Origin of the sequence: Serratia sp. CY74737 (assembly GCF_052166775.1) — a bacterium.
GTDB classification, from domain to species: Bacteria; Pseudomonadota; Gammaproteobacteria; order Enterobacterales; family Enterobacteriaceae; genus Serratia; species Serratia ureilytica.
In genome coordinates this window covers 162,486-188,655 of the sequence record NZ_JBJNOF010000012.1, presented here as the reverse complement: position 1 = coordinate 188,655, position 26,170 = coordinate 162,486, and the positions used below count along the sequence as shown (strand labels likewise).

The window sequence follows — 26,170 nt, the reverse complement described above, 5'->3', positions numbered from 1 at the left end:
CGCCCAGGCGACGCTTTTTTTCTGCGCGATGCTGATTAGAATTCCATCAGCTCTTTTTCTTTCTCCGCCAGCGCGGCGTCGACCAGCTTGATGTAAGCGTCGGTCATTTTCTGAATCTCGTCTTGTGAACGACGCTCTTCGTCTTCGCTGATCTCTTTATCTTTCAGCAGCGCCTTGACCTTGTCGTTGGCGTCGCGACGCACGTTACGCACCGCTACGCGGCCCTGCTCGGCTTCGCCGCGCACGATCTTGATCAGATCCTTACGACGTTCTTCAGTCAGCGGAGGCAGCGGAACGCGAATGTCAGAACCGGCGGAAGACGGGTTGAGGCCCAGATCAGAGCTCATGATCGCTTTCTCAACGGCCTGGCTCAGGCTGCGGTCGAATACGTTGATTTTCAGCGTGCGGGAGTCTTCCACGGTCACGTTGGCCAGCTGACGCAGCGGCGTAGCGGCGCCGTAGTATTCCACCATGATGCCATCCAGAATGCTTGGAGAAGCGCGGCCGGTACGGATCTTGCTGATTTGGTTTTTGAATGCTTCTACGCTTTTTTCCATGCGTGAATCAGCATCTTTTCTGATTTCATTAGTCACGTTGCAAACCCTTGGAAGCTGGTTACTTGGCAGGCGATACTCAAGTATAGCCCGTAATCGTACTCGAAGAGCGCGCGGCGCCTGGCGTCACGCGCTCCGAAAAAGAGGTGTGAACAGCCTTATTTGCTGATCAACGTACCTTCGTTCTCACCCATCACCACGCGGCGCAGCGCACCAGGCTTGTTCATGTTGAACACGCGGATCGGCAGACCGTGATCGCGGGCCAGCGTAAATGCCGCCAGATCCATCACTTTCAGCTCGCGCTCCAGCACGTCCTGATAGGTTAATTGTTCATACAGCGTCGCATCCGGGTTTTTCACCGGATCGGCGGAGTATACGCCATCCACTTTGGTGGCTTTCAGCACCACGTCCGCTTCGATCTCGATGCCGCGCAGGCAAGCGGCGGAATCGGTGGTAAAGAACGGGTTGCCGGTACCGGCGGAGAAGATCACCACGCGGTTGTTGCGCAGCAGGCTGATAGCCTCTGCCCAGCTGTAATTATCACATACGCCGTTCAGCGGGATCGCCGACATCAGGCGGGCGTTCACATAGGCACGGTGCAGTGCATCACGCATAGCCAGGCCGTTCATCACGGTAGCCAGCATTCCCATGTGGTCGCCCACTACGCGGTTCATGCCGGCTTGCGCCAGCCCCGCGCCGCGGAACAAGTTCCCGCCGCCAATAACTACACCGACCTGAATTCCCAGTTCGACCAGCTCTTTCACTTCCTGAGCCATGCGATCCAAAACGCTGGCGTCGATACCAAAACCTTCTGCACCTTGCAGGGCTTCGCCACTCAGTTTAAGCAGAATACGCTGATATACGGGTTTTGCATTGGTTGCCATGGTGTTCTGTCCTAAGAAGCAGTATTAGTATTGGGGATTTCAGCCGATGAAACGCGCCTGAGGTGAGCATCACGCTGCAGGGCCTGCCACCGGTGTAATTCTGGCTGGGTAGTATGGAACCGCCAGACGGCGGTTCCATCGACAGTCATTAAGACTGTTTGCTCATCGCGGCAACTTCAGCAGCGAAGTCGGTTTCGACTTTCTCGATGCCTTCGCCCACTTCGAAGCGAATGAAGTTGGTCACGTCAGCGTTGTGCTCTTTCAGCACCTGAGCAACGGATTTGCTCGGATCCATAACGAAAGGCTGACCGGTCAGAGAAACTTCGCCGGTGAATTTCTTCATGCGGCCTTCAACCATTTTCTCTGCGATTTCTTTCGGCTTGCCGGACTGCATGGCGATGTCCAGCTGAACCTGGTACTCTTTTTCTACCACTTCAGCAGACACGTCTTCTGGCTTCACGAACTCTGGCTTGCTCGCCGCAATGTGCATTGCGATTTGCTTAACCAGCTCTTCGTCAGCGCCTTTAGCCGCAACCAGAACGCCGATGCGCGCGCCGTGCAGGTAGCTGCCCAGCACGTCGCCTTCCAGGGAAGCAACGCGACGAATGTTGATGTTTTCGCCGATTTTTGCCACCAGCGCTACGCGCTCTTCTTCGAACTGTGCTTTCAGCACGTCAACGTCAGTGATTTTGCCGGCCATAGCGGCATCCAGCACTTTGTCGGCGAACGCCTGGAAACCGGCGTCTTTCGCAACGAAGTCAGTCTGGCAGTTAACTTCCAGAATGATGCCGTAGTTGCCTTCGATCTTGGTTTTGATCACGCCGTCAGCAGCTACGTTGCCTGCTTTTTTAGCGGCTTTGATCGCACCGGACTTACGCATGTTTTCGATTGCCAGTTCGATGTCGCCGTTGGATTCAACCAGCGCCTTCTTGCAATCCATCATGCCAGCGCCGGTACGCTCGCGCAGTTCTTTTACCAGGGCAGCGGTAATATCAGCCATTTATTTTTCCTCGGTTATCTCGCGTGGAGACAGTTCTCATTCAGATAAGCAAAGGGGGCCTTTACAGGCCCCCCTAACCAACATATGTCAATACCTGGTTAATAAGGGCTCAGTGACGAGCTTGCCTTATTATTCAGCTTCTACGAAGCCTTCTTCCGCCTGAACGGCCAGATCTTGAGAACGACCTTCACGCACAGCGGCAGCAACAGCAGTCAGGTACAGGTTTACTGCACGGATTGCGTCGTCGTTACCAGGGATGATGAAGTCAACGCCGTCTGGGTTGGAGTTGGTATCAACGATAGAGAATACCGGGATACCCAGGTTGTTGGCTTCTTTGATCGCGATGTGCTCGTGATCGGCATCGATAACGAACAGTGCGTCTGGCAGACCGCCCATATCTTTGATACCGCCCAGGGAGTTTTCCAGCTTGGCCAGTTCACGAGTGCGCATCAGCGCTTCTTTCTTGGTCAGCTTGTCCAGGGTGCCGTCTTGAGACTGGATTTCCAGATCTTTCAAACGCTTGATGGACTGACGAACGGTTTTCCAGTTAGTCAGCATGCCACCCAACCAGCGGTGGTTCACGAAGAACTGGTCACAGCTGTTCGCAGCGTCTTTTACCGCTTCGCTTGCTGCGCGTTTGGTACCAACGAACAGGATCTTGCCTTTACGGGAAGAGATCTTGCTCAGTTCAGCCAGAGCGGCGTTGAACATTGGTACAGTCTGCTCCAGGTTGATGATGTGAACCTTGTTACGAGCGCCGAAGATGAAAGGCTTCATTTTCGGGTTCCAGTAACGGGTCTGGTGACCAAAGTGAACACCAGCCTTGAGCATGTCGCGCATGGAAACAGTTGCCATGATTAAACCTCTATAGATTAATTGGGGTTATGCCTCCACGTATCCCATAACGCCGACCCTGGCGGCGACAAGTCACCTCAGGGCACCCCGGCGGATGTGCCGATACGTGTGTGTTATTTACACAAAATGAGTGCAGTTAAAGTATTTTCGGCTCATTCCCGCCAGGTCACAAGAACCAAGACACGGATCGCCGGCGCGCTTTATACCATAAACCCGCCGCCGACACCAACTTTTGTTGCGTTTCGCCGGGCGTCAGGAAATGAAATTTGGCAGCCCCCGGCCGGGCTGATACCATAAGTCACTGCTTCTTATTGTCGACGATAACGACACCTGCGGACGAATTTCATGGCAATCTCAATTAAAACACCTGATGACATCCAAAAAATGCGCGTGGCCGGCCGCCTGGCCGCCGAAGTGCTGGAGATCATCGAGCCGCACGTCAAACCTGGCGTGACCACCGGCGAGCTGGACCGTATCTGTCACGAGTACATCACCAACGAGCAGCAGGCCATTTCCGCCTGCCTCGGCTATCACGGCTTCCCGAAATCCGTGTGCATTTCGGTGAACGAAGTGGTGTGCCACGGCATCCCGAGCGACGACAAAACGCTGAAAGACGGCGACATCGTCAACATCGACGTGACCGTGATTAAAGACGGTTTCCACGGCGACACCTCGAAGATGTTCATCGTCGGCAAACCGACCATTCTGGGCGAGCGCCTGTGCCGCGTCACTCAGGAAAGCCTGTATCTGGCGCTGAAGATGGTCAAACCGGGCATCCGTCTGCGCACCCTGGGCAAGGCTATCCAGCAATTCGTCGAAGCCGAGAAGTTCTCCGTGGTGCGCGAGTACTGCGGCCACGGCATCGGCGAAGTGTTCCACGAAGAGCCGCAGGTGCTGCACTATGACGCGGACGACGGCGGCGTGGTGCTGCAGCCGGGCATGGCCTTCACCATCGAACCGATGGTCAACGCCGGCGACTACCGCATCCGCACCATGAAAGACGGCTGGACGGTAAAAACCAAAGATCGCAGCTTGTCGGCGCAGTATGAGCATACTATTGTGGTGACTGATAACGGCTGCGAGATAATGACGTTGCGCAAGGATGACACCATCCCCAACATCATTACGCACGAGATGTAAGCACCGCGGCGAACGCCGCGTGCAGAATATCACCAGGCCGGCTTATGCCGGCCTTTTTTATGGGCTGCGCACTATGTCTGACAATCTTCTTCAACAGGCGGCCCCGGCCGTGCCGATGCCGCCCGCCTCCCCCAGCGCCTACGGCGACGACGAGCTCACCTGCCCGGTGCTGAAACAGCGGCTGGAACAGTTTCAGCTGTGGCTGGCGGCGGCGTTCGACGCCGGCTCCAGCGCAGAAAGCCTGGTGGCGGCGCGCAGCGACTTCATCGATCGCCTGCTGCGCCGGCTGTGGACGTTCTACGGCTTTGAAGATATCCCGGAAACCGCGCTGGTGGCGGTCGGCGGCTACGGCCGCGGCGAGCTGCATCCGCTGTCGGATATCGACGTGCTGGTGCTCAGCCAGCGCCGGCTGACGGAGCAACAGTCGCAGCGGGTCGGCGAATTCATCACCCTGCTGTGGGATCTCAAGCTGGAAGTGGGCCACAGCGTGCGCACCCTGGAAGAGTGTCTGCTGGAAGGGCTGGCGGATCTGACCGTGGCCACCAACCTGATCGAATCGCGCATGATCTGCGGCGACGTCGCGCTGTTCCTGCAGATGCAAAAACATATCTTCAGCGACGGCTTTTGGCCTTCGCCGCAGTTTTTCCACGCCAAGATCAACGAGCAGCAAGAACGTCATCAGCGCTACCACGGCACCAGCTATAACCTGGAGCCGGATATCAAAAGCAGCCCCGGCGGCCTGCGCGACATCCACACGCTGCTGTGGGTGGCGCGCCGCCACTTCGGCGCCACCTCGCTGGACGAAATGGTCGGCTTCGGCTTTCTCACCCAGGCCGAACGCAACGAGCTGAACGAATGCCAGAGCTTCCTGTGGCGCATCCGCTTTGCGCTGCACCTGGTGCTGCCGCGTTACGACAACCGTCTGCTGTTCGATCGCCAGCTCAGCGTCGCGCAGCTGCTGCGCTATGAAGGCGAAGGCAACGAGCCGGTCGAGCGCATGATGAAAGACTTCTACCGCATGACGCGGCGCGTCAGCGAGCTGAACCACATGCTGCTGCAGCTGTTCGACGAAGCCATCCTGGCGCTGGACGCCACCGAAAAACCGCGTCCGCTGAACGACGATTTCCAACTGCGCGGCGATCTGATCGATCTGCGTGACGAAACGCTGTTCATCCGCGAGCCGCAAGCCATCATGCGCATGTTCTACCTGATGGTGCGCAACCGCGAGATCAAAGGCATTTACTCCACCACCGTGCGCCAGCTGCGCCACGCGCGCCGCCACCTGAAACAGCCGCTGTGCACCATCCCGGAAGCGCGCGATCTGTTCATGGCCATCCTGCGCCATCCCGGCGCGGTGTCGCGCGCGCTGGTGCCGATGCACCGTCACAGCGTGCTGTGGGCCTACATGCCGCAGTGGGGCAAGATCGTCGGGCAGATGCAGTTCGATCTGTTCCACGCCTATACCGTCGACGAACACACTATCCGGGTGCTGCAGAAGCTGGAGAGCTTCGCCGATCCGCAAACCCGGCCTCGCCATCCGCTGTGCGTGGAGCTGTATCCGCGCCTGCCGCACCCGGAACTGCTGCTGCTGGCGGCCTTGTTCCACGATATCGCCAAAGGGCGCGGCGGCGATCACTCGATCCTCGGCGCGGAGGACGTGGTGGAGTTCGCCGAGCTGCACGGCCTCAATTCGCGAGAAACCCAACTGGTGGCCTGGCTGGTGCGCTGCCACCTGCTGATGTCGGTCACCGCGCAGCGCCGCGATATCCAGGATCCGACAGTGATCCAGCAGTTCAGCAGCGAAGTGCAGAGCGAAACTCGCCTGCGCTACCTGGTATGCCTGACGGTGGCGGATATCTGCGCCACCAACGAAACCCTGTGGAACAGCTGGAAGCAGAGCCTGTTGCGCGAGCTGTATTTCGCCACCGAGAAACAGCTGCGCCGCGGCATGCAAAACAGCCCGGATCTGCGCGAACGCGTGCGTCACCACCGGCTGCAGGCGCTGGCGCTGCTGCGCATGGACAACATCGACGAAGAGGCGCTGCACCGCATCTGGAGCCGCTGCCGCGCCGACTATTTCCTGCGCCACTCGCCGAATCAGCTGGCCTGGCACGCCCGCCATCTGCTGGCCCACGATTCCACCCAGCCGCTGGTGCTGGTCAGCCGCCAGGCGACGCGCGGCGGCACCGAGATCTTCATCTGGAGCCCGGATCGTCCTTATCTGTTCGCCGCCGTCGCCGGGGAGATGGATCGCCGCAACCTGAGCGTGCACGACGCCCAGATCTTCACCAACCGCGACGGTATGGCGATGGACACCTTTATCGTGCTGGAGCCGGACGGCAGCCCGCTGGCGCAGGATCGCCACGCGGCGATCCGCCAGGCGCTGCTGCAGGCCATCACCCAGCGTGAGTACCAGCCGCCGCGCGTGCGCCGCCCCTCTTCCAAGCTGCGCCACTTCAGCGTGCCGACCGAGGTCACCTTCCTGCCGACCCACACCGATCGCCGCAGCTACCTGGAGCTGACCGCGCTCGACCAACCCGGCCTGCTGGCGCGGGTGGGCGAAGTGTTCGCCGATCTGGGGCTGTCGCTGCACGGCGCGCGCATTTCCACCATCGGCGAGCGGGTCGAGGATTTGTTTATCCTGGCCGACGGCGAGCGGCGCGCGCTCGACCAAGAAACGCGCAGAAAGTTGGAGCAACGGTTGACAGAGGCCCTCACCCCAAACGATAAAATGTGATACAAGTAACTTTTTACCGACAACATCAGGAAAGAGAACAGCATGCAGCAATTACAGAACGTTATTGAAAGCGCCTTCGAACGCCGTGCGGACATCACCCCGGCGAACGTAGACACCGTAACGCGCGAAGCGGTAAACCAGGTGATCGGCCTGCTGGACAGCGGCGCCCTGCGCGTCGCCGAGAAGATCGACGGTCAATGGGTCACCCACCAGTGGCTGAAGAAAGCCGTGCTGCTCTCTTTCCGCATCAACGACAACAAGGTGATGGACGGCGCGGAAACCCGCTACTACGACAAAGTGCCGATGAAATTCGCCGACTACGACGAAGCGCGCTTCCAGAAGGAAGGCTTCCGCGTCGTGCCGCCGGCCACCGTGCGCCAGGGCGCGTTCATCGCTCGCAACACCGTGCTGATGCCGTCTTACGTTAACATCGGCGCCTACGTCGACGAAGGCACCATGGTCGACACCTGGGCCACCGTCGGTTCTTGCGCGCAGATCGGCAAAAACGTTCACCTGTCCGGCGGCGTCGGCATCGGCGGCGTGCTCGAGCCACTACAGGCCAATCCGACCATCATCGAAGACAACTGCTTCATCGGCGCGCGTTCCGAAGTGGTGGAAGGCGTGATCGTGGAAGAAGGCTCGGTGATTTCGATGGGCGTCTACCTCGGCCAGAGCACCCGCATCTATGACCGCGAGACCGGCGAAATCCATTACGGCCGCGTGCCGGCGGGCTCGGTGGTGGTTTCCGGCAACCTGCCGTCGAAAGACGGTTCTTACAGCCTGTACTGCGCGGTGATCGTCAAGAAAGTCGACGCCAAAACGCGCGGTAAAGTCGGCATTAATGAGTTATTGCGTACTATCGACTAAATTGAAATAGCGGGTGATTCACCCGCTATTTTTTTGTCTGCGTTTCGCTGGCAGTCACAGTCGCAGATCTCGCTTTCCGCCATAATCGCAGTCGTGGAATATAACGATCACATCTAAAGAGGGCGCAGTATGTACGATAACTTGAAGAGTTTGGGCATCAATCAACCGGAAGACGTCGATCGCTATAGCCTGCGTCAAGAGGCCAACAACGACATCCTCAAGATCTATTTCCGCAAGGACAAGGGCGAGTTCTTCGCCAAGAGCGTGAAGTTCAAGTATCCGCGCCAGCGTAAAACCGTGGTGGCGGACAACGCCGGCCAGGGCTACAAGGAAATTCACGAGATTAACCCGAACCTGCGTTACGTGATCGACGAGCTGGATCAGCTGTGCCAGCGCGATCAGGTGGAAGTGGATCTGAAGCGTAAAATCCTCGACGACCTGCGCCATCTCGAAGGCGTGGTGTCGCACAAGATTGCCGAGATCGAAGCCGATCTGGAAAAACTCACCCGCGGCAAATAATGCGGATCGGTTGACCCGCATCATCGTTAAGGCGCCCTTTTGCGGCGCCTTTTTACGTTATGACTGTAGCAGCGTGCCCCACTGCTCGACCCACGGGCAGGCGGCCACTTCCGGCTCCGGCTGTTCCATCGCATCGATTTCCAGCACTTCGCCAACGCGGGTGGCGCCCTGTTCCTGCAGCAGCGCATCGAACGTGCGCCCGGCGCCGCAGAAGTGGTCATAGCTGCTGTCGCCGAGGGCGATCAGCCCATAGCGCAGCTCCGGCTGATAGCCAACCTGATCGCGGATAGCGTGGAACAGCGGCGCGATGCTGTCCGGCAGATCGCCCTGCCCGGTGGTGGAGGTGATCACCAGCGCGTAGTGCTGACGATAAAACTGCCAGGCCTCCAGCGTGCCCTCTTCGAACAGTTTGACCTCATGGCCCTGCTCGCTGAGGATGTTTTGCGCCTCTTCCGCCACCAGCAGCGAATTGCCGTAGACCGTTCCCACGAAGATACCAACCTGAGCCATGGCTCCTACTCCCTTCATTACCTTTAAAAATTGTCAGCTATCCTGACCGTTAGCCGCGTTAAACTCAACCCCGGCAAGTTCAGGGAATACCCCTGCCCAGCCGAACTGCGCCATCACCCCTTGCCAGGCCTCGTCCCAGCGCGCCGTTACCTGCAGCGGCTCGCCGGTCACCGGGTGCGTCAGCTGCAGATGGCTGGCGTGCAGCATCAGGCGCGGGCAACCGAAATGCTGCGCCATCCCGCGATTCTGCCGCAGATCGCCGTGCTTGCTGTCGCCGATGATCGGGTGGCGCAGGTGCGCCATATGGCGCCGCAGCTGATGTTTGCGGCCGGTTTCCGGCTGCAGTTCCACCAGACTGTAACGCGCGCTGTCGTAGCGGCCGACGGCCACCGGCATCTCTACCTGCGCCAACGGCCGGTAGTGCGTCACGGCCGGCTGCGGCCCCTTGTCGGCATCGGCATGTTTATCGGCGATTTTATCCAGCTCCGCCGTCAGCGGGTAGTCGAGGGTCGCCCCCTCCTGCACGTAACCGCGCACCACCGCATGGTAGGTTTTCTGCACCTGATGCTGCTCGAACTGCTGCGACAGCAGGTGCGCCACCTCGCTGGAGAGCGCCATCAGCAGCACGCCGGACGTCGGACGATCGAGACGGTGCACGGTAAAGACGTGCTTCCCGAGCTGATCGCGCACCGTCTGCATCATAAAGCGAGTTTCATGACGGTCCAGCCAACTGCGGTGCACCAACCAGCCCGACGGTTTGTTCACCGCCACCAGGTGTTCATCCTGATACAAAATCTCAATCACATCGCATTCCCAGGTCAATAGCCGTTTCGGGCGCGAGTATAACAGGCATGAGACGCAACGCTAGTTCACCCATTCGATGGTCACCAGGCGCGTATCGGCGCGGCCGCGATCGTCCACCGCCCGAATGCGGTAGCGCCCGTTATTGATCGGCCGCCAGTCGATCGGTTTTTTGCTGGCGCTGCTGCCGAGATAGATATCGTCGACGAACCAGTACACCGTCTTGCTGTCGGCGTCCGTCACCGCATTGAAGGCGATGTTGTCCCGTCCCTGCTGCGACTGGCGCAGGGTATAAGTGGTGTTTTTCAACGGCGAGGTGATGCGCGGCGCGTTGCCGCCGACGGCGATGCCGTTGTCCTTACAGCGATTGACCGGCGGCGCCCGCTTCGGCAGCCCGGCCTGGGCGAACACGTTGGCCAAATCGGAAGGCCAGAATTCAAAAATTTCGGTGCGGGTCTGCGCCGCGTCATACGGCGGGCAAACAACCTCGCCGCTGTGAATATCCAGCACCACCGGCCGGTAGACGCTGTCTACCTTGATCGGCGACTTGCCGGGAATGAACCAGGTCTTGCCCTTTTGCTGGCACCACGGCGTCGGCAGATCGCCGCTGGCGAGACAGATGTCTACCCGCCGCAGCCGTTGGGGGAACGGATGTTTCGGTTCCCGCAGGGCGGGATAGCTGGCGTTGACGCTGTCGATGATATTGAAAAACAGCGGCGCGGCCGCCTCGGCGCCGACCAACGCATTGTTGCCGCGCCCATCGAAGTTGCCTTCCCACACCACCAGCACGTAAGGGCCGAAAATCCCGACGCTCCAGGCGTCGCGAAAGCCCCATGAAGTGCCGGTCTTCCAGTACACCGGCAACGACGAAGAACGCTGCGCCAGCGTATCACCCGGCCGCCGGTGCTGGCGCAGCATATCCAGCGTGATGAAACTGGCCTCCTCGCTCAACAGCCGCACCGGCCTCGGTTCACCCTCGTTCAGCCGCAATCGCAGCGGCCGCAGCTCGCCGCGGTTCGCCAGCAACGCGTACAGCTTCGCCAGCTCCTGCGCCGTCACCTCGCCGCCGCCCAGCACCAGCGACAGTCCGTAGTGGCTCTCATTGGCCATATTGGCGACGCCGGTCAGGCGCAAAAACTGATAAAAGGTCGGCTGACGCAGCTGTGAGGCGACATAGACCGCCGGGATGTTACGGCTGAAATTCAGCGCGTCGGTGGCGGTCACCGGGCCGAGAAAACGCCGGTCGAAATTTTCCGGCGCATAAGCGCCGAACGACGAAGGCACGTCTTTCAGAATGGTCATTGGATGCAGCACGCCCTGCTCCATGCCCAGCGCGTAGATGAACGGCTTCAGCGTCGATCCCGGCGAACGCTTGGCGTTGGTGCCGTTCACCTGCCCCTGGATCGGACGATTGTAATAGTCCGCCGAGCCCACCAGCGCGCGCACCCCCATATCGCGGCTGTCCACCAGCAGCACCGCTGCGTTTTGGATGCCGCGGCTGCGGTTGCGGGCGATAAAAGCGTTGACCTGCCGTTCGACCAGCCGCTGCAGCCCGGCGTCCAGCGTCGTGTCTACGCGGGTATCGCGCTGCACCAGTTGCTGCGTCTGCAGGCGCAGCTGTTCGATAAAGTGCGGTGCGATATAAGGCACTTGTTCAGGCTGCCGCAGCGCCAACGGCAGGCGGAACAGCGTTTGCTGGCTGGCGTCGGTGGAGTAAACCCGCTGCCAACGCTGGAACAGACGATTGCGCGCCTGCGTCAACGCCGCGCCGAGCACGCCGGTTTTCGGCTCCAGACGGTAGCTGGGTGACTGCGGCAAGACCGCCAGCGTCAGCGCCTCCGGCAGAGTCAACTCCCGCGGCGGCTTGGCGAAATAGATCAGGCTGGCGGCGCCGATGCTTTCAATGTTGCGACCGTAGGGCGCGTAATTCAAATAGGCTTCCAGGATATCGCGCTTGGAGTAGCTCAGTTCCAGCTGCACCGCACGCAGCACCTGCAGCAGCTTGCCGCCCGGCGTACGGGTATTGAGATGCCAGCGCATCCGCGCCAGCTGCATGCTGATGGTCGAACCGCCCTGCATTTTGCCGCCGGCGACATAGCTGCGCCAGAAACCGCGCATCAGGCTGACAGGGTTAAAGCCGGGGTTATAGTAGAACCAACGATCTTCGTGCAGCAGCAACCCGCGCACCGCCAGCGGCGACACTTGCTCCAGCGGGGTCCACAGCCGGTAGCGATCGTCGTTGGCCAGCGTAATGCGCAGCAGCGCCCCGTGCCTGTCGTAATAAACGGAAGACTGCGGCAGCCCCTGCCACAGGGGCGGATGCGGCCACAGCCGAATTGCGGTCAACAGCAGCGCCAGTAAAAACACCGCCATCAAGCCGTTTTGCAGCACGCGCCCGGTCAGGATCTTCATACGTTCTCAGCATTCCGGCGCCAGACGCTGGCCTGGCGCCGGATACGGCCTAGTCGTTGCCCGCCGGCACCACCACCAGCTTGCCGCCGCCGGCCGACATGGCCTGCACTTCTCGGTCATACATGGCTTCGCCGTAGGCCGGTGGAATAATAAAGCTGCCGGTATTGGTGGCCTTGATCTGATAGACGAACTCCTGCACCTCGGTGCCGGCGCTGCCGTAGATAATCACCCGATCTTCACGGATATCGCTGTAATCCGGCGCCCAGGTGGAGCCGGTGGCGGCCAGCGGCGACTGCCAGCCGCCGCGATCGTCGCTCTCCTCACCGGCATCGGCCGGTTCCGGCGGCGTCTGCTGCACCACTTCGAACCCGCCCGGCAGCAGATCGACAATCGCCAGGTTGCTCTGCCCCTCTTTCGAGTTGGCGCGCACCTTCAGATGGACGTTGATCTTCTGCCCCAGCGTCACCTGCGTCACCGGTTTGCCCTGTTCGTCGGTGTACTCGCGGACGATCTCAATCCCGCGCGACAGCGCTTTTTGCGGCGCGTTCAGATCGTAACCGGCCTGCGTCACCACATACCAGGCCGGCGCGCTGCCGCCGTTGGTGAAGCGCACGGCGGTGGCATCGGCGTTGAACTGCCCCTGAACGAACAGCCCCTGCAGTTCACTGATGCGCTGCGGGTCGCCGCCGCTTTTGCCCACCTGCACGATGCCTAACGCGTCCGCATTGGCGGATTGCGCCGCCACCTGGGCCGAGTAGCTTTCCAGCGCCAGGATGCTCATTGCAGAGGAGTAGGTGGTGTAACGCTCTTCTTTCAGTGCCTTGACCATATTCTCCAGCACCTGCGGCGGAATCGACGCCACCTTCTCAGGGAAGTGACGGGTAATCAAATACAGCCGCGTCGCATCCTGCACCAGCGGATCGAAATAGTTCTGCGTCCACCAGGCGCTGTCATAGGCTTTGCTCAGTTGCTGCCAGCTGGGTTGCAACAGCGCGGCGGCTTCGTCGTCCATCTTCAACAAGCGATAGGAAGAAGCCAAATACAGCGCGCTCAGATCGGTTTTCCACCCTTCGCCATAGCGTTTTTGCAGCGTATCCTGCACCGCCGCCAGCGAGTTGGTGGTCACTTCGCCCTGCAGCGTCAGCAGGTAGACCGCCCAACTGCGCAGGCGCAGCAGATACAGATCGTCGAAACCGCTGGCCGCCAGCTCGCGCAGCGCGCCGTTGGCTTCGTCCAGCATGCCTTCCGGCAGGGCGTAACCCGCCGCTTTGGCTTCGAGCAGATATTGCACCACATAAGGCGTGACGAAAGGATCGGCATCCGGCGACGAACGCCAGGCGCCGATCGCCCCGCTGTCGTTCTGACGGGCGCGCAGCACGCCCAGCAGGTTGCGCAGCTGCTTACTGACTTCCGCCTGGCTCAGGCTGCTTTTCATCTCTGGATGGCGGCTCTGCAACATCAGCGGAATGGAACGGCTGACGATCTGCTCGGAACAGTAATACGGATAATCCGCCAGGTATTGCGCCAACCCGCTGGTCAGCACCAGCGGCGAATTCGACACCGCCGCCCGGCGCTGCGCGAAGGCGTCGAACATCTGGCGCAGGCCATCGACGTTCTGGCTGCCGCCGCTCATGCGCCCCATCACCGATTGAGCACGGTACGGCGCCGCCGGCCGCACCGAGGTGCTGACGGTACGACGGCTGGCCTGGTCGCCGTAACGGGCGTCGAACACCAGCGGCGCATCGCCCAAAACGGCTTTGGCGCGCAGACGGAAGGCAATCACGCCCTCGCGTTTTTCCGCCAGCGTCAGGCTTTGCGTCGCGTTGCCCACCACCTCCAATTGCGGCGGCGGCGTCAGCAGGACGTTGATGGCTGCCGACTGGCCGTTCAGCCCTTCGAGGTTGTTGCTGACGCCCACGCTGACGTCGAACTCATCGCCCGGCGCCACCATCGCCGGTACGTTCGGCGTCATGATGAAGCTGTCGCGCACCGTAGCGGCGGTTTGCGCCTTACCGATTTTCTCCGGCGTCACCGAAATCGCCATGACGCGGATCTTGCCGTTGAAGTAATCCGGCACCGGGTAGACGAACTGCTTCTCGCCGCTGACTTCGCTTATGCCGGACCAATAGGCCACCGGCTTATCGCGCTTGCGCTTGAACGGGTTGAGGTTGAGATCCAGCCCTTCGCCCGCATCGCCGCCCGGTGCCGCGGTCAGCGCCATCAGCTTGCTGAATTCCGGCAGGATCAGATCGAGGATCTGCGAGCTGCTCACGTTCAGTTCGCGCTTGCTGAAGAAGAACTCCAGCGGATCCTTCAGGCGATAACGCGCCACCTGCAGAATGCCCTCATCGACGGCGAACAGCGCCACCTGCTGCGGCGCATCGGTCTTGACCGTCATCGTCAGGTTTTCACCCGGCTTGATGACCTGCGGCGCCGTCACCTCGAGGCTGTTTTGGCGCGCCTTGGTGCTGATCTTGAACGGCATCACGCCGTAGCTCAGCGGGCTCATGAAGATCTCGCTGGAGTTGATGTCGCGCACGAACTGCACGTTGATGTAGCCGTTGCCCTCCATGCCGGCCGGCACGCGGATCGTCTGCACCGAGCTGGTGGTGTCGGTGTGGAACCACTGCCAGGCGTAAACCTTGTCCTTCTCGATGGTGATCAAGCCGCTGCCGGTATAGGGCGCGTTAATCGCCACCTCGATCTCTTCGCCGGGCTGGTATTCCGCCTGGTTGAGTTTCAGCTTCAGTTCGGCGTTGCGATCCAGCGAACGGCTCAGGTTGGCGTTGCCGGCCACGCTGTAGGCGACGCGGTTGAGCGTCTTGCCCTGGGCATCTTCGATCACCAGCACGAAGTCGCCCGGCTTATCGGTCGCCAGCCGCAGATCCGCGCCCTGATCGCCCAGCGCCAGCGGCTGTTCCGAGAGCTGCACTTCCTTCATCTTCGACTGGTATTTGTAAACGCCCGAATCCTGTTTGGTCAGCACCGAAATGTATTTCTGTTCGATCAGCACCTGCTTCAGGTTCGGCATGGCGATCTGTTTCAAGGCCGGATCGATGGCGATCACGTTCAGATGCCGCTCCGCGTCGCGATTGATATAGCCCAGATCGCCGTCGGCCTTCACCCCAATCAGGTAATCGTAAGGCGAAACCAGCGTGCGGGCGGTAGCCGCCACCGAGCGCCCGCCGCCGGCGACGAACGCCTCCGACAGCAGCTGCAGCTGATAGGTGGCGTCGGCGTAGGATTTCAGATCGAGCGGGATTTCGGCCGTGCCGTGCTCATCGGTGGTGCGATCTTCCAGCTCGGTTTCGAACCCGTCGCTGTTTTGCCGGTTTTCGTAGAACGCATAATCCGGGAAGCGATCGAAGCTCGGATACATTGGTCGCAGCGTCAGCCTGGTGGTCACACGGCGATCTTGCGCCGGGGTGCCGAACAGGTTCTGCACATCGATGCTGGCCTTCAGCTCAGACGGTTTGACCCAGCCTTGCTGGCGGTCCGGCGTCAACGCCAGCTTCACTTTCAGTTGATCCGGCTCGAACTCCTTCACATTGACTGCGGTATGGCCGAGCAGCGTGGAGGTGTCGTTGTTTTTGCCGATCAGATACAGATAAACGTTCCACTCGCCGGTGGGCGAGTTTTCATCGGTGGTATAGCTCAGTTCGTTGAAACCGCTGGCGCCCAGCGTCAGCGGCACGGTGGACATCAGCTTGTCGCGCGGATCGCGAATTTCGGCGCGCACCGGCACGCCGGCGAGGCCAACGCGCCAGTCAGCGGCGCGAGTGATCAGGCCGATATTGAAGGTGTCTCCCGGCCGATACACGCCGCGGTCGGAGAACAGGTAGCTGCTGAGCGTGCGCGGATCGGTCGGCGTTTGTTCACCGGCAACGTCGAAGCGCGAGAAATCCAGCCCGCGATCGTTATAGCTGCCGGTCGGCAGGAAGGAGACATCCCCTTCTTTCTCCACCAGGAACATCACCGGCTGGCGCTCGTTGGTGTACACATCCAGCGCCGGGAAACGCACGTGGCCGTCGGCGCCGGTGGTTTGGCTGAGCAGCGTCACGCCGTTTTTGGCCACCACCGATACGTTGGCGCCGCTGACCGGCGCACCGCTTTGGATCGACTGCACGAAGACGTCGCGCGTCTTATCCTGCGAGCTCTTGGCGACGATGCCCAGATCGGTCACCACCACAAAACGCGAATCGCCTACGTCGGGCTGTTCTTCCCCTGCGCTCTCGTCCTGTTCCTGCTCCTGCTCGGCACCCGCCTCTTCCGCCGCCGGTTTGCGATTCGGCTGCCATTCCGACAGCGTCAACAGAAACACCCCGCGATGGGAACTGGCGTTGGTGGAGAGATAGCGGGAAAGATCGATGCCCTGATAGTTCACTTCCCCCGGCCGCTCGTTGTTGAGTGACGTCTGGTATTTGAAATGCTCGGTGAAATACTCATCGTTGAGCCGGTTGAATTCCGTGGACGAGTATTCCCGGCTTTTGAAGGAGACAATGTGCTGCAACTGGCTCGGGATCACCCGCTTGATGTCCAGCCGCAGGCCCGCCACGTTGCGCGCCGCCACGCTGATCTGCTTGTCGCCGTTGACCGACAGCAGCGAGCCCTGCGACATGAACTGCAGCGATTTCGGGAACTCCGGGACTTCGACCACCCGATAAACCTTCTTCGGCATTTTGTAACCGCCGGCGGAGACCAGCTGGTTATCGATCTCGAGCAGCATAAAGCGGTGCGCCGGGGCGTCAAAACGGAAGCTGAACTGCGGCTGATAGGCCTCTTCCGCCTCGTTAAGCGTCAACGGCAGCGGCGTCGCCTGCGCCAGCACGTTCTTGCCGACGCTGTCTACCGTCCATGGGTAAAAGTCTTCAGCATCATTGGCGGCCTCAGCATCGCTCGGATCGTGCTGCGGCAGCAGCCAGGCTTTCGCGGCCCGCGCCAGCTCTTTATCCTTCACCGCATCGCTGAAACCAACCACCAGCGCACGCTGCCCTTTGCCGCCGTCGGTGTCCACCACCTGGGCGCTGGCGTCGCTCAGCGCCAGGCTGTACAGGGTGGGAACCTTGACCCAGTTGCTTTTCGCCTCTTCGACCGCGTTGCCGGCCGCCGTCGATTTAACGCCCTTGCCGACGGTCAGATGTACCGCGCCGCCCTGATCCAGCGCCTGCAGCGGCTCGGAATGCACCCAGGCGTTCAGTTTTTTCTCGTCATAGACCAGAGAGAAATTCAGCTTCTTCTCGGAAGTGGCGTTGCCTTCTTTCAATCCCAGCGAAATCTGTTTTTCAAAGCTGGCGACGTCGACCGGCGCGTTGAACTGCAGATTGAAAATCGCGCTGCGTTTCTGCGCATTCTGCGGATCGCGGTAGTACTCGGCCTGCCCCAGACGGTAGTCGAACGCAGGCACGGTGAAGGCATAGTGGGTTTTGGCGAGTTTGACCTGCGGCGCCAGCAAGGCGGCGGGCTCGAGGGTCACGTCATATTTCGCGCCCATCGGCAGCGGCTTTTTCGGCGTGAACACCAGCGTCGATTCATTGTTCCACGCCCACTGTCCTTCCGCCGTCGGTTTGAGGGTGATGCCGGCGCTCACGGTTTTGCCCACTGCGGCGATCGACGCGACCGAGCCGCTGAAGGCCAGACTCACCGTTTGTGGCGCTTGCCGGGCGGCGGTGTAATCTATCGGCGCGGGGTTAGCCAGCGATGCGCTGATCTCCTGAACCACCATCGGCGCCGGTTCGATCGGCTGAGGCCGATTTTGCCACCAGTGCCAACCGTAAAACGCGCCGCCCGCGGCGCCTGCCAGCAGCAGCAGGCCCAGACCGATCGCTTTCGGATGTTTATCCACGCCGCTTTCCAGCCGCAGAAAACCGCGCGGCAGCGCAGCCCACCAGGCCGGCGCGCGCCAGCTGAGGTTGCCGACCAGCGGTCTCAGCAACCGCCCCAACAGCGACAAGACCCCACCCAACAGGCGACAAACGCCCTTAACCAGGGTAAAAGGCAAACGAAGGATAAACCTTAATAAATCCATTATTGCAGCACCTCATCATCCTAATGCAGCCCCCGGTCAACCGCCGCGGTTTAACCGAGCCGAAAGACGCCGTCGGCTCTCCTGCCCGGCATCCGCGCGAGTACTCTACACTGCCGGGCGGCAAAAATCTGCGCGCCGCCGGCGAATTACGGCTCTTTATTCAACATCAAATCCAACTGCTGCAGCAGCACCAACAGCGGCAGACTGCTCGGCTCACGCTCCTTCAACGCCTCCTCGAAGTAAGGCGTGATGGCAAAACGCGTCGGCAGCGGCGCTTCGGCGTCCAACAGCGCATACATGCGCGGCAGAAACACCCACTGCAGCCAAGCCTCGGCCGACATGCTGTCGATGCAGAACGGCTCGGTGCTGGAGAAAGCCTCAGGCTCGGGCGGCGCGGCCTGCCACAAGGCCAAATCGCGCATGGATTGTTCAATCGCCTGCAAACTGCGGCGAACCTGATTATGTATACTCATCTGCATTCCCGATCTCTTTTCATCATGATATTCAGCTCGCTGGCTGAAAGGCGGCAAAGCATAGCATTTTTATAGCCCAAATTTGGCGCGCCCGAGACCGGCTGCCGTTTTTATCTGGTGGCGTGCGCCGCCGCGCGGCACAATAGGCCCACCGAATTCACCACACAGATAAAGATTCATGTCCGTAATAACAGAGAAAAAAAATCACGCGACGCCCGGTAAGGCCATGCTGGCCTCGGTCACCGGTTACGCCATGGACGGGTTTGACCTGCTGATCCTCGGCTTTATGCTGCCGGCCATCAGCATCGAATTAGGATTAACCTCATCGGCCGCCGGCTCGCTGGTCACCTGGACGCTGATCGGCGCGGTGCTGGGCGGCGTGATCTTCGGCCATCTCAGCGATCGCTTCGGCCGCATCCGGGTGCTGACTATCACCATCCTGATGTTTTCCCTGTTCACCGGCCTGTGCGCCGTGGCGCAAGGCTATTGGGATCTACTCGCCTATCGCACGCTGGCGGGCATCGGGCTGGGCGGCGAGTTCGGCATCGGCATGGCGCTGATCGCCGAAGCCTGGCCGGCGGAGAAACGCAACCGCGCTTCAGCCTACGTCGGCATGGGCTGGCAGTTGGGGGTGCTGGCGGCCGCTTTCCTGACGCCTTTGCTGCTGGAACATATCGGCTGGCGCGGCATGTTCCTGGTCGGCCTGCTGCCGGCGCTGGCGTCATTCCTGATCCGCCGCACGCTGGGCGAACCGGAGGAATTCGTGCGGCAAAAAGACGCCGGGCAGCCGCTCTCCTTCCTTCAGCGTTTGCGCCTGCTGTTTAAGGATCGCGCCACCAGCAAGGCCAGCATCGGCATCTTCATTCTCTGTTCGGTGCAGAACTTCGGCTACTACGGGCTGATGATCTGGATGCCGACTTATCTGGCGAAAAACTTCGGCTTCTCGCTCACCAAGTCCGGCCTGTGGACGGCGGTGACGGTGGTCGGCATGACGTTCGGCATCTGGCTGTTCGGCGTCCTGGCCGACCGCTTCGCCCGCTGGAAGATTTTCGTGCTGTATCAGGTCGGCGCGGTGGTGATGGTGATCGGCTACGCCCAGTTGAGCGATCCGATGCTGATGCTGTTCGCCGGCGCAGTGATGGGCATGTTCGTCAACGGCATGATCGGCGGTTACGGCGCGTTGATTTCCGATACCTACCCGGTGCAAGCGCGCGCCACCGCGCAAAACATCCTGTTCAATCTGGGACGCGGCGTCGGCGGCCTGGGGCCATTGGTGATCGGCGCGCTGGTGACGCAGGTGTCGTTTACCGCCGCCATCAGCCTGTTGGCGGCGATTTACCTGCTGGATATCTACGCCACGCTGTTCCTGCTGCCGAAAAAACAGGGCGCAGGCGATACGCTGGGCGCGATTGGTTAACACGGAAGAAGGATTGAGACGGGGCGCACGCGCGGCGGAATAGAACAAAAAGTTGGGGGCACTGCGTTAACAGTGCCCCCGGTTCGTTTTATAGCCATCCCGCTACACAGCATGCTCCCTGCTCAATCCTTGAAAACTTTTCCTGCGGCCATCCTGACCAAGTGGTCCTTGCATCATCCTGCAGCATCGTCCTGACGCGGTTCCTCAGCCTTCCTGACCCGCCGACAGTCCTGCGCCGGCTCTCAATCTCCGTCCTGGAGGTGTCCTTGGTTTCAATCCTGAAACATCCTGGGCATCTCCTGACGCCATCCCTCGCTCTTGCCTGAGCGCATCCCTTTCTTCTTCCTGAAGCTGCATCATCCTGATGCTTTCCTGCTCCGCCGGGTCCGTGCCGGTAATGATAAGATCGCTCAAATTTCCCGGAATCACAAGGGTTTGAGAGGTGTCTCACACTAAATTAAGACTAAGAGTTATCCTAAAGAAATTCTAACCAATTGATCTGGATAACAATAATCTCATGGTCCAAAGAGAGGTGAAAAAAATTAAGAGCGATCTCTCACAGCCCGTGTGAGAGATCTCTTACACGACCGACGGCGAATCCGCCGCGCTTCAGTCCAGCACTGGGCGCAGCGCATCGAGGAAATTCCCCAGCGTCGCCGCCAACAAGGTGCGCTTATCGCTGCCGAACTGCTCCAGCACCACGTTGCCGCTGACGTTGCACAGCGACACCATCGTCATCTCGGATTCGGTGGTCGCCAGGAAGAGGGTCGGTGACAATTTGAGGCGCTTTTGCGTCACCAGATGGCCGATCAGATTCTCCTGCAGGCGGATGAAATCCTCTTCGCTCCATACCTGCAGCAGGCTCAGGCGATGCTCCCCAAATTGCGCGCTCATGTCACCGGCGTATTGCTGCGTGTAGAAACGGTGCGCATCCGGCTGCAAACGCAGCTCCAGCGCGGCCTCTACCTTCTCCAGCGTCGCCGCCGGTTCGAAAGGCTGCGGCAACCACAGCACGTCGTCCTCGCGATTCTCCACGATGCAGGGCGACGGCACGCCGTACAGCGCCTCGCTGGCCGGCGCGTGGCCGCGCTCTTGCTGCCACAACTCGACATAGCGTTGAGTGAATTCACGCAGAGCGTGCGATACATCATGGTCCATATTCTTTCTCGCATACGTTAAACTGACGGCCATTGTACCTATCTCTGACCGAGGTGACAGCAGATGTCCTCATATCAAGACCACCAGGCCCTGTCAGGGCTGACGCTGGGCAAACCCACCGCCTATCGCGATCGCTACGACGCCACGCTGCTGCAGGCGGTGCCGCGCAGCATGAACCGCGAGCCGCTGGGGCTGTATCCCGACAACCTGCCCTTCCACGGCGCGGACATCTGGACGCTGTACGAACTCTCCTGGCTGAACGCCAACGGGCTGCCGCAGGTGGCGGTTGGCGAGATCAGCCTCAACGCCGACAGCCTGAACCTGATCGAATCGAAAAGCTTCAAGCTGTATCTCAACAGCTTCAACCAAACGCCGTTCGCCGATTGGGAAACGGTGCGCAGCACGCTGCAACGCGATCTGTCCGCCTGCGCCCAAGGCGAGGTGAGCGTCACTCTGTTCAGCGTCAACCAACTGGAAGGCAGCCCGATCGCTCGTCTGGCCGGCGACTGCATCGACCAGCAGGATATTCGCATCGACAATTATGAGTTCAACGCCGACTACCTGCAGAACGCCGCCGGTGAAGAGGTAGTGGAAGAGCAATTGGTCAGCCACCTGCTGAAGTCCAACTGCCTGATCACCCATCAGCCGGACTGGGGCTCGGTGCAGATAAGCTACCGCGGCGGCAAGATCGATCGCGAAGCGCTGCTGCGCTATCTGGTTTCCTTCCGCCACCACAACGAATTCCACGAGCAATGCGTCGAGCGCATCTTCAACGATCTGATGCGCTATTGCCAGCCGCAAAGCCTGACGGTTTACGCCCGCTATACCCGCCGCGGCGGACTGGATATCAACCCGTGGCGCAGCAACGTAGCATTCGCTCCCGAGCACGGCCGCCTGGCGCGCCAATAAGTGCGAAACATTGCTCAACAACTGAGCTAACGAGCGGTTTGTGTTGGTAAAAGCGCAGGGACGGCGGTAAGGTTAAAACGAGGCTGCGGCCGGGCAGAGCGCCCGCTTCGCCGCAGCACGCCAACCATAACGAGATGCTGTTTTGCTGCGTATGGATTACTACCGCCCCGCACCGGGTGCAAAGGAGTTACCTTGATTACACACATCAGCCCGCTTGGCTCTATGGATTTATTGTCGCAGCTGGAAGTAGACATGCTGAAGCGCACCGCCAGCAGCGACCTGTACCGCCTGTTTCGCAACTGTTCGCTGGCCGTGTTGAACTCCGGCAGCCAAACCGACAACAGCAAACAGCTGCTGTCGCGCTATGAAACCTTCGATATCAACGTGCTGCGCCGCGAGCGTGGCGTGAAGCTGGAGCTGGTCAATCCGCCGGAAGAGGCGTTCGTCGACGGCCGCATCATCCGTTCACTGCAGGCCAACCTGTTCGCCGTGTTGCGCGACATTCTGTTCGTGCACGGCCAAATCGCCAGCGCCGGCCGTTTCCAACACCTAAACCTGGAAAACTCGGCCCACATCACCAACCTGGTGTTCTCGATCCTGCGCAATGCGCGCACGCTGCATCTGGATGAAGATCCCAACATGGTGGTGTGCTGGGGCGGGCACTCGATCAACGAGAACGAATACCTGTACGCGCGCAAGGTCGGCAGCCAGCTGGGCCTGCGCGAGTTGAACATCTGCACCGGCTGCGGGCCGGGCGCCATGGAAGCGCCGATGAAAGGCGCGGCGGTCGGCCACGCGCAGCAGCGTTACCGCAACAGCCGCTTCATCGGCATGACCGAACCGTCAATCATCGCCGCCGAGCCGCCTAACCCGCTGGTGAACGAGCTGGTGATCATGCCGGACATCGAAAAACGTCTGGAAGCGTTCGTGCGCATCGCGCACGGCATCATCATCTTCCCGGGCGGCGTCGGCACCGCCGAAGAGCTGCTGTACCTGCTGGGTATCCTGATGAACCCGGAGAACAGCGAGCAGGTGCTGCCGCTGATCCTGACCGGGCCAAAAGAGAGCGCCGATTACTTCCGCGTGCTGGACGAGTTCATCATGAACACGCTGGGCGACGCCGCGCGCCGTCACTACACCATCATCATCGACGATCCGGCGGAAGTGGCACGGCAGATGAAAAAAGCCATGCCGCTGGTGAAGGAAAACCGCCGCAACACCGGCGACGCCTACAGCTTCAACTGGTCGATCCGCATCGCACCGGATCTGCAGCTGCCGTTCGAGCCGACCCACGAGAACATGGAGAACCTCAATCTGTATCCGAACCAGCCGCCGGAGCAATTGGCCGCCGCGCTGCGCCGCGCCTTCTCCGGCATCGTGGCCGGCAACGTGAAGGAAAACGGCATCCACGCCATTGAGCAGTTCGGCCCGTACAAGCTGCACGGCGAACCGCAGATGATGAAGCAGATGGACAGCCTGCTGCAGGGCTTTGTCGCCCAGCACCGCATGAAGCTGCCGGGCAGCGCCTATGTGCCCTGCTACGAAATCGTCGCCTGATCCTCAATCCCGGGCGGCGTAACGGCCGCCCTGTTTTTTCTGACCTTGCCGCCCATGATGATACACCTACTGATTGTCGACGCCCTGAACCTCATCCGCCGCATTCACGCCGTACAGGGCTCCCCTTGCGTCAACGCCTGCCGCCACGCGCTGCAGCAGTTGCTTCAGCACAGCCGCCCGACCCACGCGGTGGCGGTATTTGACGAGGACGACCGCAGCGAAAGCTGGCGCCACCAAATTCTGCCGGACTATAAGGCCGGGCGCTCGCCGATGCCGGAAAACCTGCAACAGGAGATGCCGCAGCTGCGTGAAGCCTTCGCCGAACTGGGCGTCGCCAGCTGGCATTCACCCGGCAACGAGGCCGACGATCTGGCGGCCACGCTGGCGGCGAAGGTCGCCGGCGGCGGCCACCAGGTGACCATCGTCTCCACCGACAAAGGCTATTGCCAGCTGCTGGCGCCGAACGTACAGATCCGCGATTACTTCCAGAAACGCTGGTTGGATATGCCTTTCGTGCAGCAGGAATTCGGCGTGCAGCCGCAGCAACTGCCGGACTACTGGGGGTTAGCGGGGATCGGCAGCAGCAAGATCCCCGGCGTGGCCGGCATCGGGCCGAAAACCGCCGTGCTGCTGTTGCAGCAGTCGGGCAGTCTGGACGGGATCTATCAGCACCTGGAGCAGGTGCCGGAGAAATGGCGCGGCAAGCTGGAGCAGCACCGCGAGCTGGCCTACGTCAGCAAACAAGTCGCCACGCTGCGCACCGATCTGTCGCTGGACGGCAACCTGCAGCAGCTGCGACTGCCGATACAATAAGGGCGCTGCAAGCAGCGCCCTTCATCAGGTTTAACGCGATTAATCGCGCTCGTCGCGGCGGCCCGGCACCGCCGACCACATGCGGCGCACGTGTACGGTGATCTCTTCGCGGTCGTGATACAGCTGTTTGGCGTGCACTTCAGCGCTGATGCCGGCGGCGCTCAGCGCTTCGCGGATGCTCATCAGGTTTTGCGACACTTCCTCGTAGCGTTTTTTCATCGGCAGTTTGAGGTTAAAGATCGCTTCGCGGCACCAGCCTTTCACCAGCCACTGAATCATCAGGCTGGTCACCTTCGCCGGTTTCTCCACCATGTCGCACACCAACCAATAGATCTTGCTGCTGTTCGGCTCGAACTTGAAGCCGTCGGCGCGGTGATGCGTTACCTGGCCGGTTTCCATCAGGCTCGGCGCCATCGGGCCATTATCCACCGAATGCACCATCATGCTGCGCTTCACCAGCTGATAGGTCCAGCCGCCCGGGCAGGCCCCCAGATCGACCGCATGCATGCCGCTGGCCAGGCGCTCGTCCCACTCGTCGGCGGGGATGAACACATGGAACGCTTCTTCCAGCTTCAGCGTCGAACGGCTCGGCGCATCGGCCGGGAAACGCAGACGCGGAATGCCCATATAGAACGGTGAGTTGTTGTTGCTGTAGGAGTAACCGACGTAACAGCAGCCCGGCGCGATGAAGAACACGTGCACCACCGGGCGAGTCGGGTTCTCCCGCGCCATCAGCACCTTCTGCTCACGCATCGCGGCGCGCAGCGGCACCGTCAGCTTGCGGCAGAATTTCATCAGCTCTTTGCTTTCGTTGGTGTCCGGCACTTCCACCCGCAGCTCGCCGCCGCGATCAACCACGCCGATCAGCATGCCGACGATCGGCGATACCCGATCTTCCGGCGGCAGATCGCGCAGCAGCTCACCCACCACGATCATTTGGCGGGCGAAAATCAGTTCGCGGAACGGAATCTCCCGCGCCAGGCGGTCGGCATCGTCCGGCTGATAGCATTCGAACAACACGTAACCGCTGTGCTCTTTTACCCGCACAAAGCCGTAAATCTCCAGCTGGGCGGCTTTATCGGTGATCTCCGCCGCACACTCTTTTTCGAAGCCGGGACGGCAGTACAACGCAATCTTATTCATGGCGCTCGGCCTTTTTCCTCAGACGCAAAGCGCCAATCAACATCAATATCCAGCCGATCAAGAAGCACACGCCGCCAACCGGCGTGATATATACCCAGACCTTCAGGTGCGACAGCGCCAGACAATAGAGGCTGCCGCTGAACAACACGGTGCCGAACGCCAACAGCGCTCCGCTCCAGTAAAACCACAGGCTCACGCGGCGCTGCATCGCGACCGCCAGCGCCAGGATAGCCAGGGTGTGGAACCCCTGATACTCCAGCCCGGTGCGGATCCAGGCCATTTCGTTGGCGCCCAGCGTGCCGCTTAACACATGCGCGCCGAATGCGCCCAGCGCGACAAACACAAAGCCGCTGATAGCGGCGAAAACCAGCATGGAACGGCTGCTCATCGTGATCT

Annotated in this window: 20 protein-coding genes; 8 read left to right on the top strand and 12 right to left on the bottom strand. The window is 60.6% G+C overall.

Annotation, left to right across the window (positions count from 1 at the left end):
• Positions 1–35 precede the first annotated feature (35 nt).
• The 4 genes from frr to rpsB form a co-directional block, all read right to left on the bottom strand.
• A complete protein-coding gene (frr, locus tag ACJ8PE_RS17295) occupies positions 36–593 on the bottom strand; it encodes a ribosome recycling factor (protein WP_025160240.1) in 558 nt (185 codons plus the stop codon).
• Between the two features lie 119 nt (positions 594–712).
• Complete coding sequence (pyrH, locus tag ACJ8PE_RS17290) at positions 713–1,438, bottom strand: UMP kinase (protein ID WP_004931940.1); 726 nt, start codon at positions 1,436–1,438, stop codon at positions 713–715.
• A 148-nt stretch (positions 1,439–1,586) separates the two neighbouring features.
• Positions 1,587–2,438, bottom strand: a complete 852-nt coding sequence (tsf, locus tag ACJ8PE_RS17285; RefSeq protein WP_033644872.1) for a translation elongation factor Ts — start codon at positions 2,436–2,438, stop codon at positions 1,587–1,589.
• A 129-nt stretch (positions 2,439–2,567) separates the two neighbouring features.
• On the bottom strand, positions 2,568–3,293 hold the full coding sequence (rpsB, locus tag ACJ8PE_RS17280; RefSeq protein WP_016929891.1) for a 30S ribosomal protein S2: 726 nt from the start codon (positions 3,291–3,293) through the stop codon (positions 2,568–2,570).
• A 345-nt stretch (positions 3,294–3,638) separates the two neighbouring features.
• Between rpsB and map the strand changes: the two genes are divergently transcribed.
• The 4 genes from map to ACJ8PE_RS17260 all read left to right on the top strand — a co-directional run bounded on the left by map (position 3,639) and on the right by ACJ8PE_RS17260 (position 8,556).
• Positions 3,639–4,433 carry a type I methionyl aminopeptidase gene (gene map, locus ACJ8PE_RS17275; RefSeq protein ID WP_028127527.1) on the top strand — a complete coding sequence of 265 codons (795 nt, stop codon included), beginning with the start codon at positions 3,639–3,641 and terminating at the stop codon, positions 4,431–4,433.
• Between the two features lie 73 nt (positions 4,434–4,506).
• The gene (gene glnD, locus ACJ8PE_RS17270; RefSeq protein ID WP_033652507.1) at positions 4,507–7,170 is read left to right on the top strand and encodes a bifunctional uridylyltransferase/uridylyl-removing protein GlnD; all 2,664 of its coding nucleotides are present in this window, start codon (positions 4,507–4,509) and stop codon (positions 7,168–7,170) included.
• Positions 7,171–7,212: 42 nt separating this feature from the next.
• Entirely contained in the window at positions 7,213–8,037 is an 825-nt protein-coding gene (gene dapD / locus ACJ8PE_RS17265; RefSeq protein WP_004931932.1) for a 2,3,4,5-tetrahydropyridine-2,6-dicarboxylate N-succinyltransferase, read from the top strand.
• Positions 8,038–8,166: 129 nt separating this feature from the next.
• Positions 8,167–8,556 carry a DUF3461 family protein gene (locus ACJ8PE_RS17260; protein WP_004931929.1) on the top strand — a complete coding sequence of 130 codons (390 nt, stop codon included), beginning with the start codon at positions 8,167–8,169 and terminating at the stop codon, positions 8,554–8,556.
• Positions 8,557–8,613: 57 nt separating this feature from the next.
• On the opposite strand, the gene ACJ8PE_RS17255 is transcribed toward ACJ8PE_RS17260, so the two are convergent.
• The 5 genes from ACJ8PE_RS17255 to ACJ8PE_RS17235 form a co-directional block, all read right to left on the bottom strand.
• On the bottom strand, positions 8,614–9,066 hold the full coding sequence (locus tag ACJ8PE_RS17255) for a flavodoxin (protein ID WP_033644870.1): 453 nt from the start codon (positions 9,064–9,066) through the stop codon (positions 8,614–8,616).
• 33 nt (positions 9,067–9,099) lie between these two features.
• Complete coding sequence (gene truC / locus ACJ8PE_RS17250) at positions 9,100–9,870, bottom strand: tRNA pseudouridine(65) synthase TruC (protein ID WP_197760429.1); 771 nt, start codon at positions 9,868–9,870, stop codon at positions 9,100–9,102.
• Positions 9,871–9,930: 60 nt separating this feature from the next.
• A complete protein-coding gene (pbpC, locus tag ACJ8PE_RS17245) occupies positions 9,931–12,279 on the bottom strand; it encodes a penicillin-binding protein 1C (RefSeq protein ID WP_197760430.1) in 2,349 nt (782 codons plus the stop codon).
• Between the two features lie 49 nt (positions 12,280–12,328).
• Positions 12,329–18,304, bottom strand: a complete 5,976-nt coding sequence (locus tag ACJ8PE_RS17240; RefSeq protein ID WP_404769127.1) for an alpha-2-macroglobulin — start codon at positions 18,302–18,304, stop codon at positions 12,329–12,331.
• A 146-nt stretch (positions 18,305–18,450) separates the two neighbouring features.
• Positions 18,451–18,777: a YqcC family protein gene (locus tag ACJ8PE_RS17235; protein WP_033644943.1), complete on the bottom strand. Its 327-nt coding sequence runs from the start codon at positions 18,775–18,777 to the stop codon at positions 18,451–18,453.
• A 178-nt stretch (positions 18,778–18,955) separates the two neighbouring features.
• Between ACJ8PE_RS17235 and ACJ8PE_RS17230 the strand changes: the two genes are divergently transcribed.
• Positions 18,956–20,194: an MFS transporter gene (locus ACJ8PE_RS17230; protein ID WP_033644867.1), complete on the top strand. Its 1,239-nt coding sequence runs from the start codon at positions 18,956–18,958 to the stop codon at positions 20,192–20,194.
• 609 nt (positions 20,195–20,803) lie between these two features.
• Here ACJ8PE_RS17230 and syd read toward each other — a convergent pair.
• Complete coding sequence (gene syd / locus ACJ8PE_RS17225) at positions 20,804–21,352, bottom strand: SecY-interacting protein (RefSeq protein WP_033644866.1); 549 nt, start codon at positions 21,350–21,352, stop codon at positions 20,804–20,806.
• A 63-nt stretch (positions 21,353–21,415) separates the two neighbouring features.
• On the opposite strand from syd, the gene queF reads away from it, so the two are divergent.
• From queF to xni, 3 genes are all read left to right on the top strand, one after another.
• The gene (queF, locus tag ACJ8PE_RS17220) at positions 21,416–22,261 is read left to right on the top strand and encodes an NADPH-dependent 7-cyano-7-deazaguanine reductase QueF (RefSeq protein ID WP_197760432.1); all 846 of its coding nucleotides are present in this window, start codon (positions 21,416–21,418) and stop codon (positions 22,259–22,261) included.
• Between the two features lie 192 nt (positions 22,262–22,453).
• The gene (ppnN, locus tag ACJ8PE_RS17215) at positions 22,454–23,818 is read left to right on the top strand and encodes a nucleotide 5'-monophosphate nucleosidase PpnN (protein ID WP_197760433.1); all 1,365 of its coding nucleotides are present in this window, start codon (positions 22,454–22,456) and stop codon (positions 23,816–23,818) included.
• Positions 23,819–23,872: 54 nt separating this feature from the next.
• Positions 23,873–24,631 carry a flap endonuclease Xni gene (xni, locus tag ACJ8PE_RS17210; protein ID WP_033644942.1) on the top strand — a complete coding sequence of 253 codons (759 nt, stop codon included), beginning with the start codon at positions 23,873–23,875 and terminating at the stop codon, positions 24,629–24,631.
• Between the two features lie 39 nt (positions 24,632–24,670).
• Here xni and rlmM read toward each other — a convergent pair whose 3' ends face one another.
• Both rlmM and ACJ8PE_RS17200 read right to left on the bottom strand, forming a co-directional pair.
• Positions 24,671–25,774, bottom strand: a complete 1,104-nt coding sequence (gene rlmM, locus ACJ8PE_RS17205) for a 23S rRNA (cytidine(2498)-2'-O)-methyltransferase RlmM (RefSeq protein WP_197760434.1) — start codon at positions 25,772–25,774, stop codon at positions 24,671–24,673.
• Positions 25,767–26,162 (bottom strand): DUF423 domain-containing protein, encoded by a 396-nt coding sequence (locus ACJ8PE_RS17200; protein ID WP_004931896.1) that lies wholly within the window; start codon positions 26,160–26,162, stop codon positions 25,767–25,769. The genes rlmM and ACJ8PE_RS17200 overlap by 8 nt, the downstream gene beginning before the upstream one ends.
• Between the last annotated feature and the right edge of the window lie 8 nt (positions 26,163–26,170).

Excerpts from the sequence above, each read along its gene's own strand:
- pbpC (WP_197760430.1), bottom strand. The coding sequence starts at position 12,279 with ATGAAGATCCTGACCGGGCGCGTGCTGCAAAACGGCTTGATGGCGGTG.
- rlmM (WP_197760434.1), bottom strand. The coding sequence starts at position 25,774 with ATGAATAAGATTGCGTTGTACTGCCGTCCCGGCTTCGAAAAAGAGTGT.
- xni (WP_033644942.1), top strand. The coding sequence starts at position 23,873 with ATGATGATACACCTACTGATTGTCGACGCCCTGAACCTCATCCGCCGC.
- syd (WP_033644866.1), bottom strand. The coding sequence starts at position 21,352 with ATGGACCATGATGTATCGCACGCTCTGCGTGAATTCACTCAACGCTAT.
- glnD (WP_033652507.1), top strand. The coding sequence starts at position 4,507 with ATGTCTGACAATCTTCTTCAACAGGCGGCCCCGGCCGTGCCGATGCCG.
- map (WP_028127527.1), top strand. The coding sequence starts at position 3,639 with ATGGCAATCTCAATTAAAACACCTGATGACATCCAAAAAATGCGCGTG.
- ACJ8PE_RS17240 (WP_404769127.1), bottom strand. The coding sequence starts at position 18,304 with ATGGATTTATTAAGGTTTATCCTTCGTTTGCCTTTTACCCTGGTTAAG.
- queF (WP_197760432.1), top strand. The coding sequence starts at position 21,416 with ATGTCCTCATATCAAGACCACCAGGCCCTGTCAGGGCTGACGCTGGGC.
- ACJ8PE_RS17260 (WP_004931929.1), top strand. The coding sequence starts at position 8,167 with ATGTACGATAACTTGAAGAGTTTGGGCATCAATCAACCGGAAGACGTC.
- ACJ8PE_RS17235 (WP_033644943.1), bottom strand. The coding sequence starts at position 18,777 with ATGAGTATACATAATCAGGTTCGCCGCAGTTTGCAGGCGATTGAACAA.
- ACJ8PE_RS17200 (WP_004931896.1), bottom strand. The coding sequence starts at position 26,162 with ATGAGCAGCCGTTCCATGCTGGTTTTCGCCGCTATCAGCGGCTTTGTG.
- dapD (WP_004931932.1), top strand. The coding sequence starts at position 7,213 with ATGCAGCAATTACAGAACGTTATTGAAAGCGCCTTCGAACGCCGTGCG.
- pyrH (WP_004931940.1), bottom strand. The coding sequence starts at position 1,438 with ATGGCAACCAATGCAAAACCCGTATATCAGCGTATTCTGCTTAAACTG.
- rpsB (WP_016929891.1), bottom strand. The coding sequence starts at position 3,293 with ATGGCAACTGTTTCCATGCGCGACATGCTCAAGGCTGGTGTTCACTTT.
- ACJ8PE_RS17230 (WP_033644867.1), top strand. The coding sequence starts at position 18,956 with ATGTCCGTAATAACAGAGAAAAAAAATCACGCGACGCCCGGTAAGGCC.
- tsf (WP_033644872.1), bottom strand. The coding sequence starts at position 2,438 with ATGGCTGATATTACCGCTGCCCTGGTAAAAGAACTGCGCGAGCGTACC.
- ACJ8PE_RS17255 (WP_033644870.1), bottom strand. The coding sequence starts at position 9,066 with ATGGCTCAGGTTGGTATCTTCGTGGGAACGGTCTACGGCAATTCGCTG.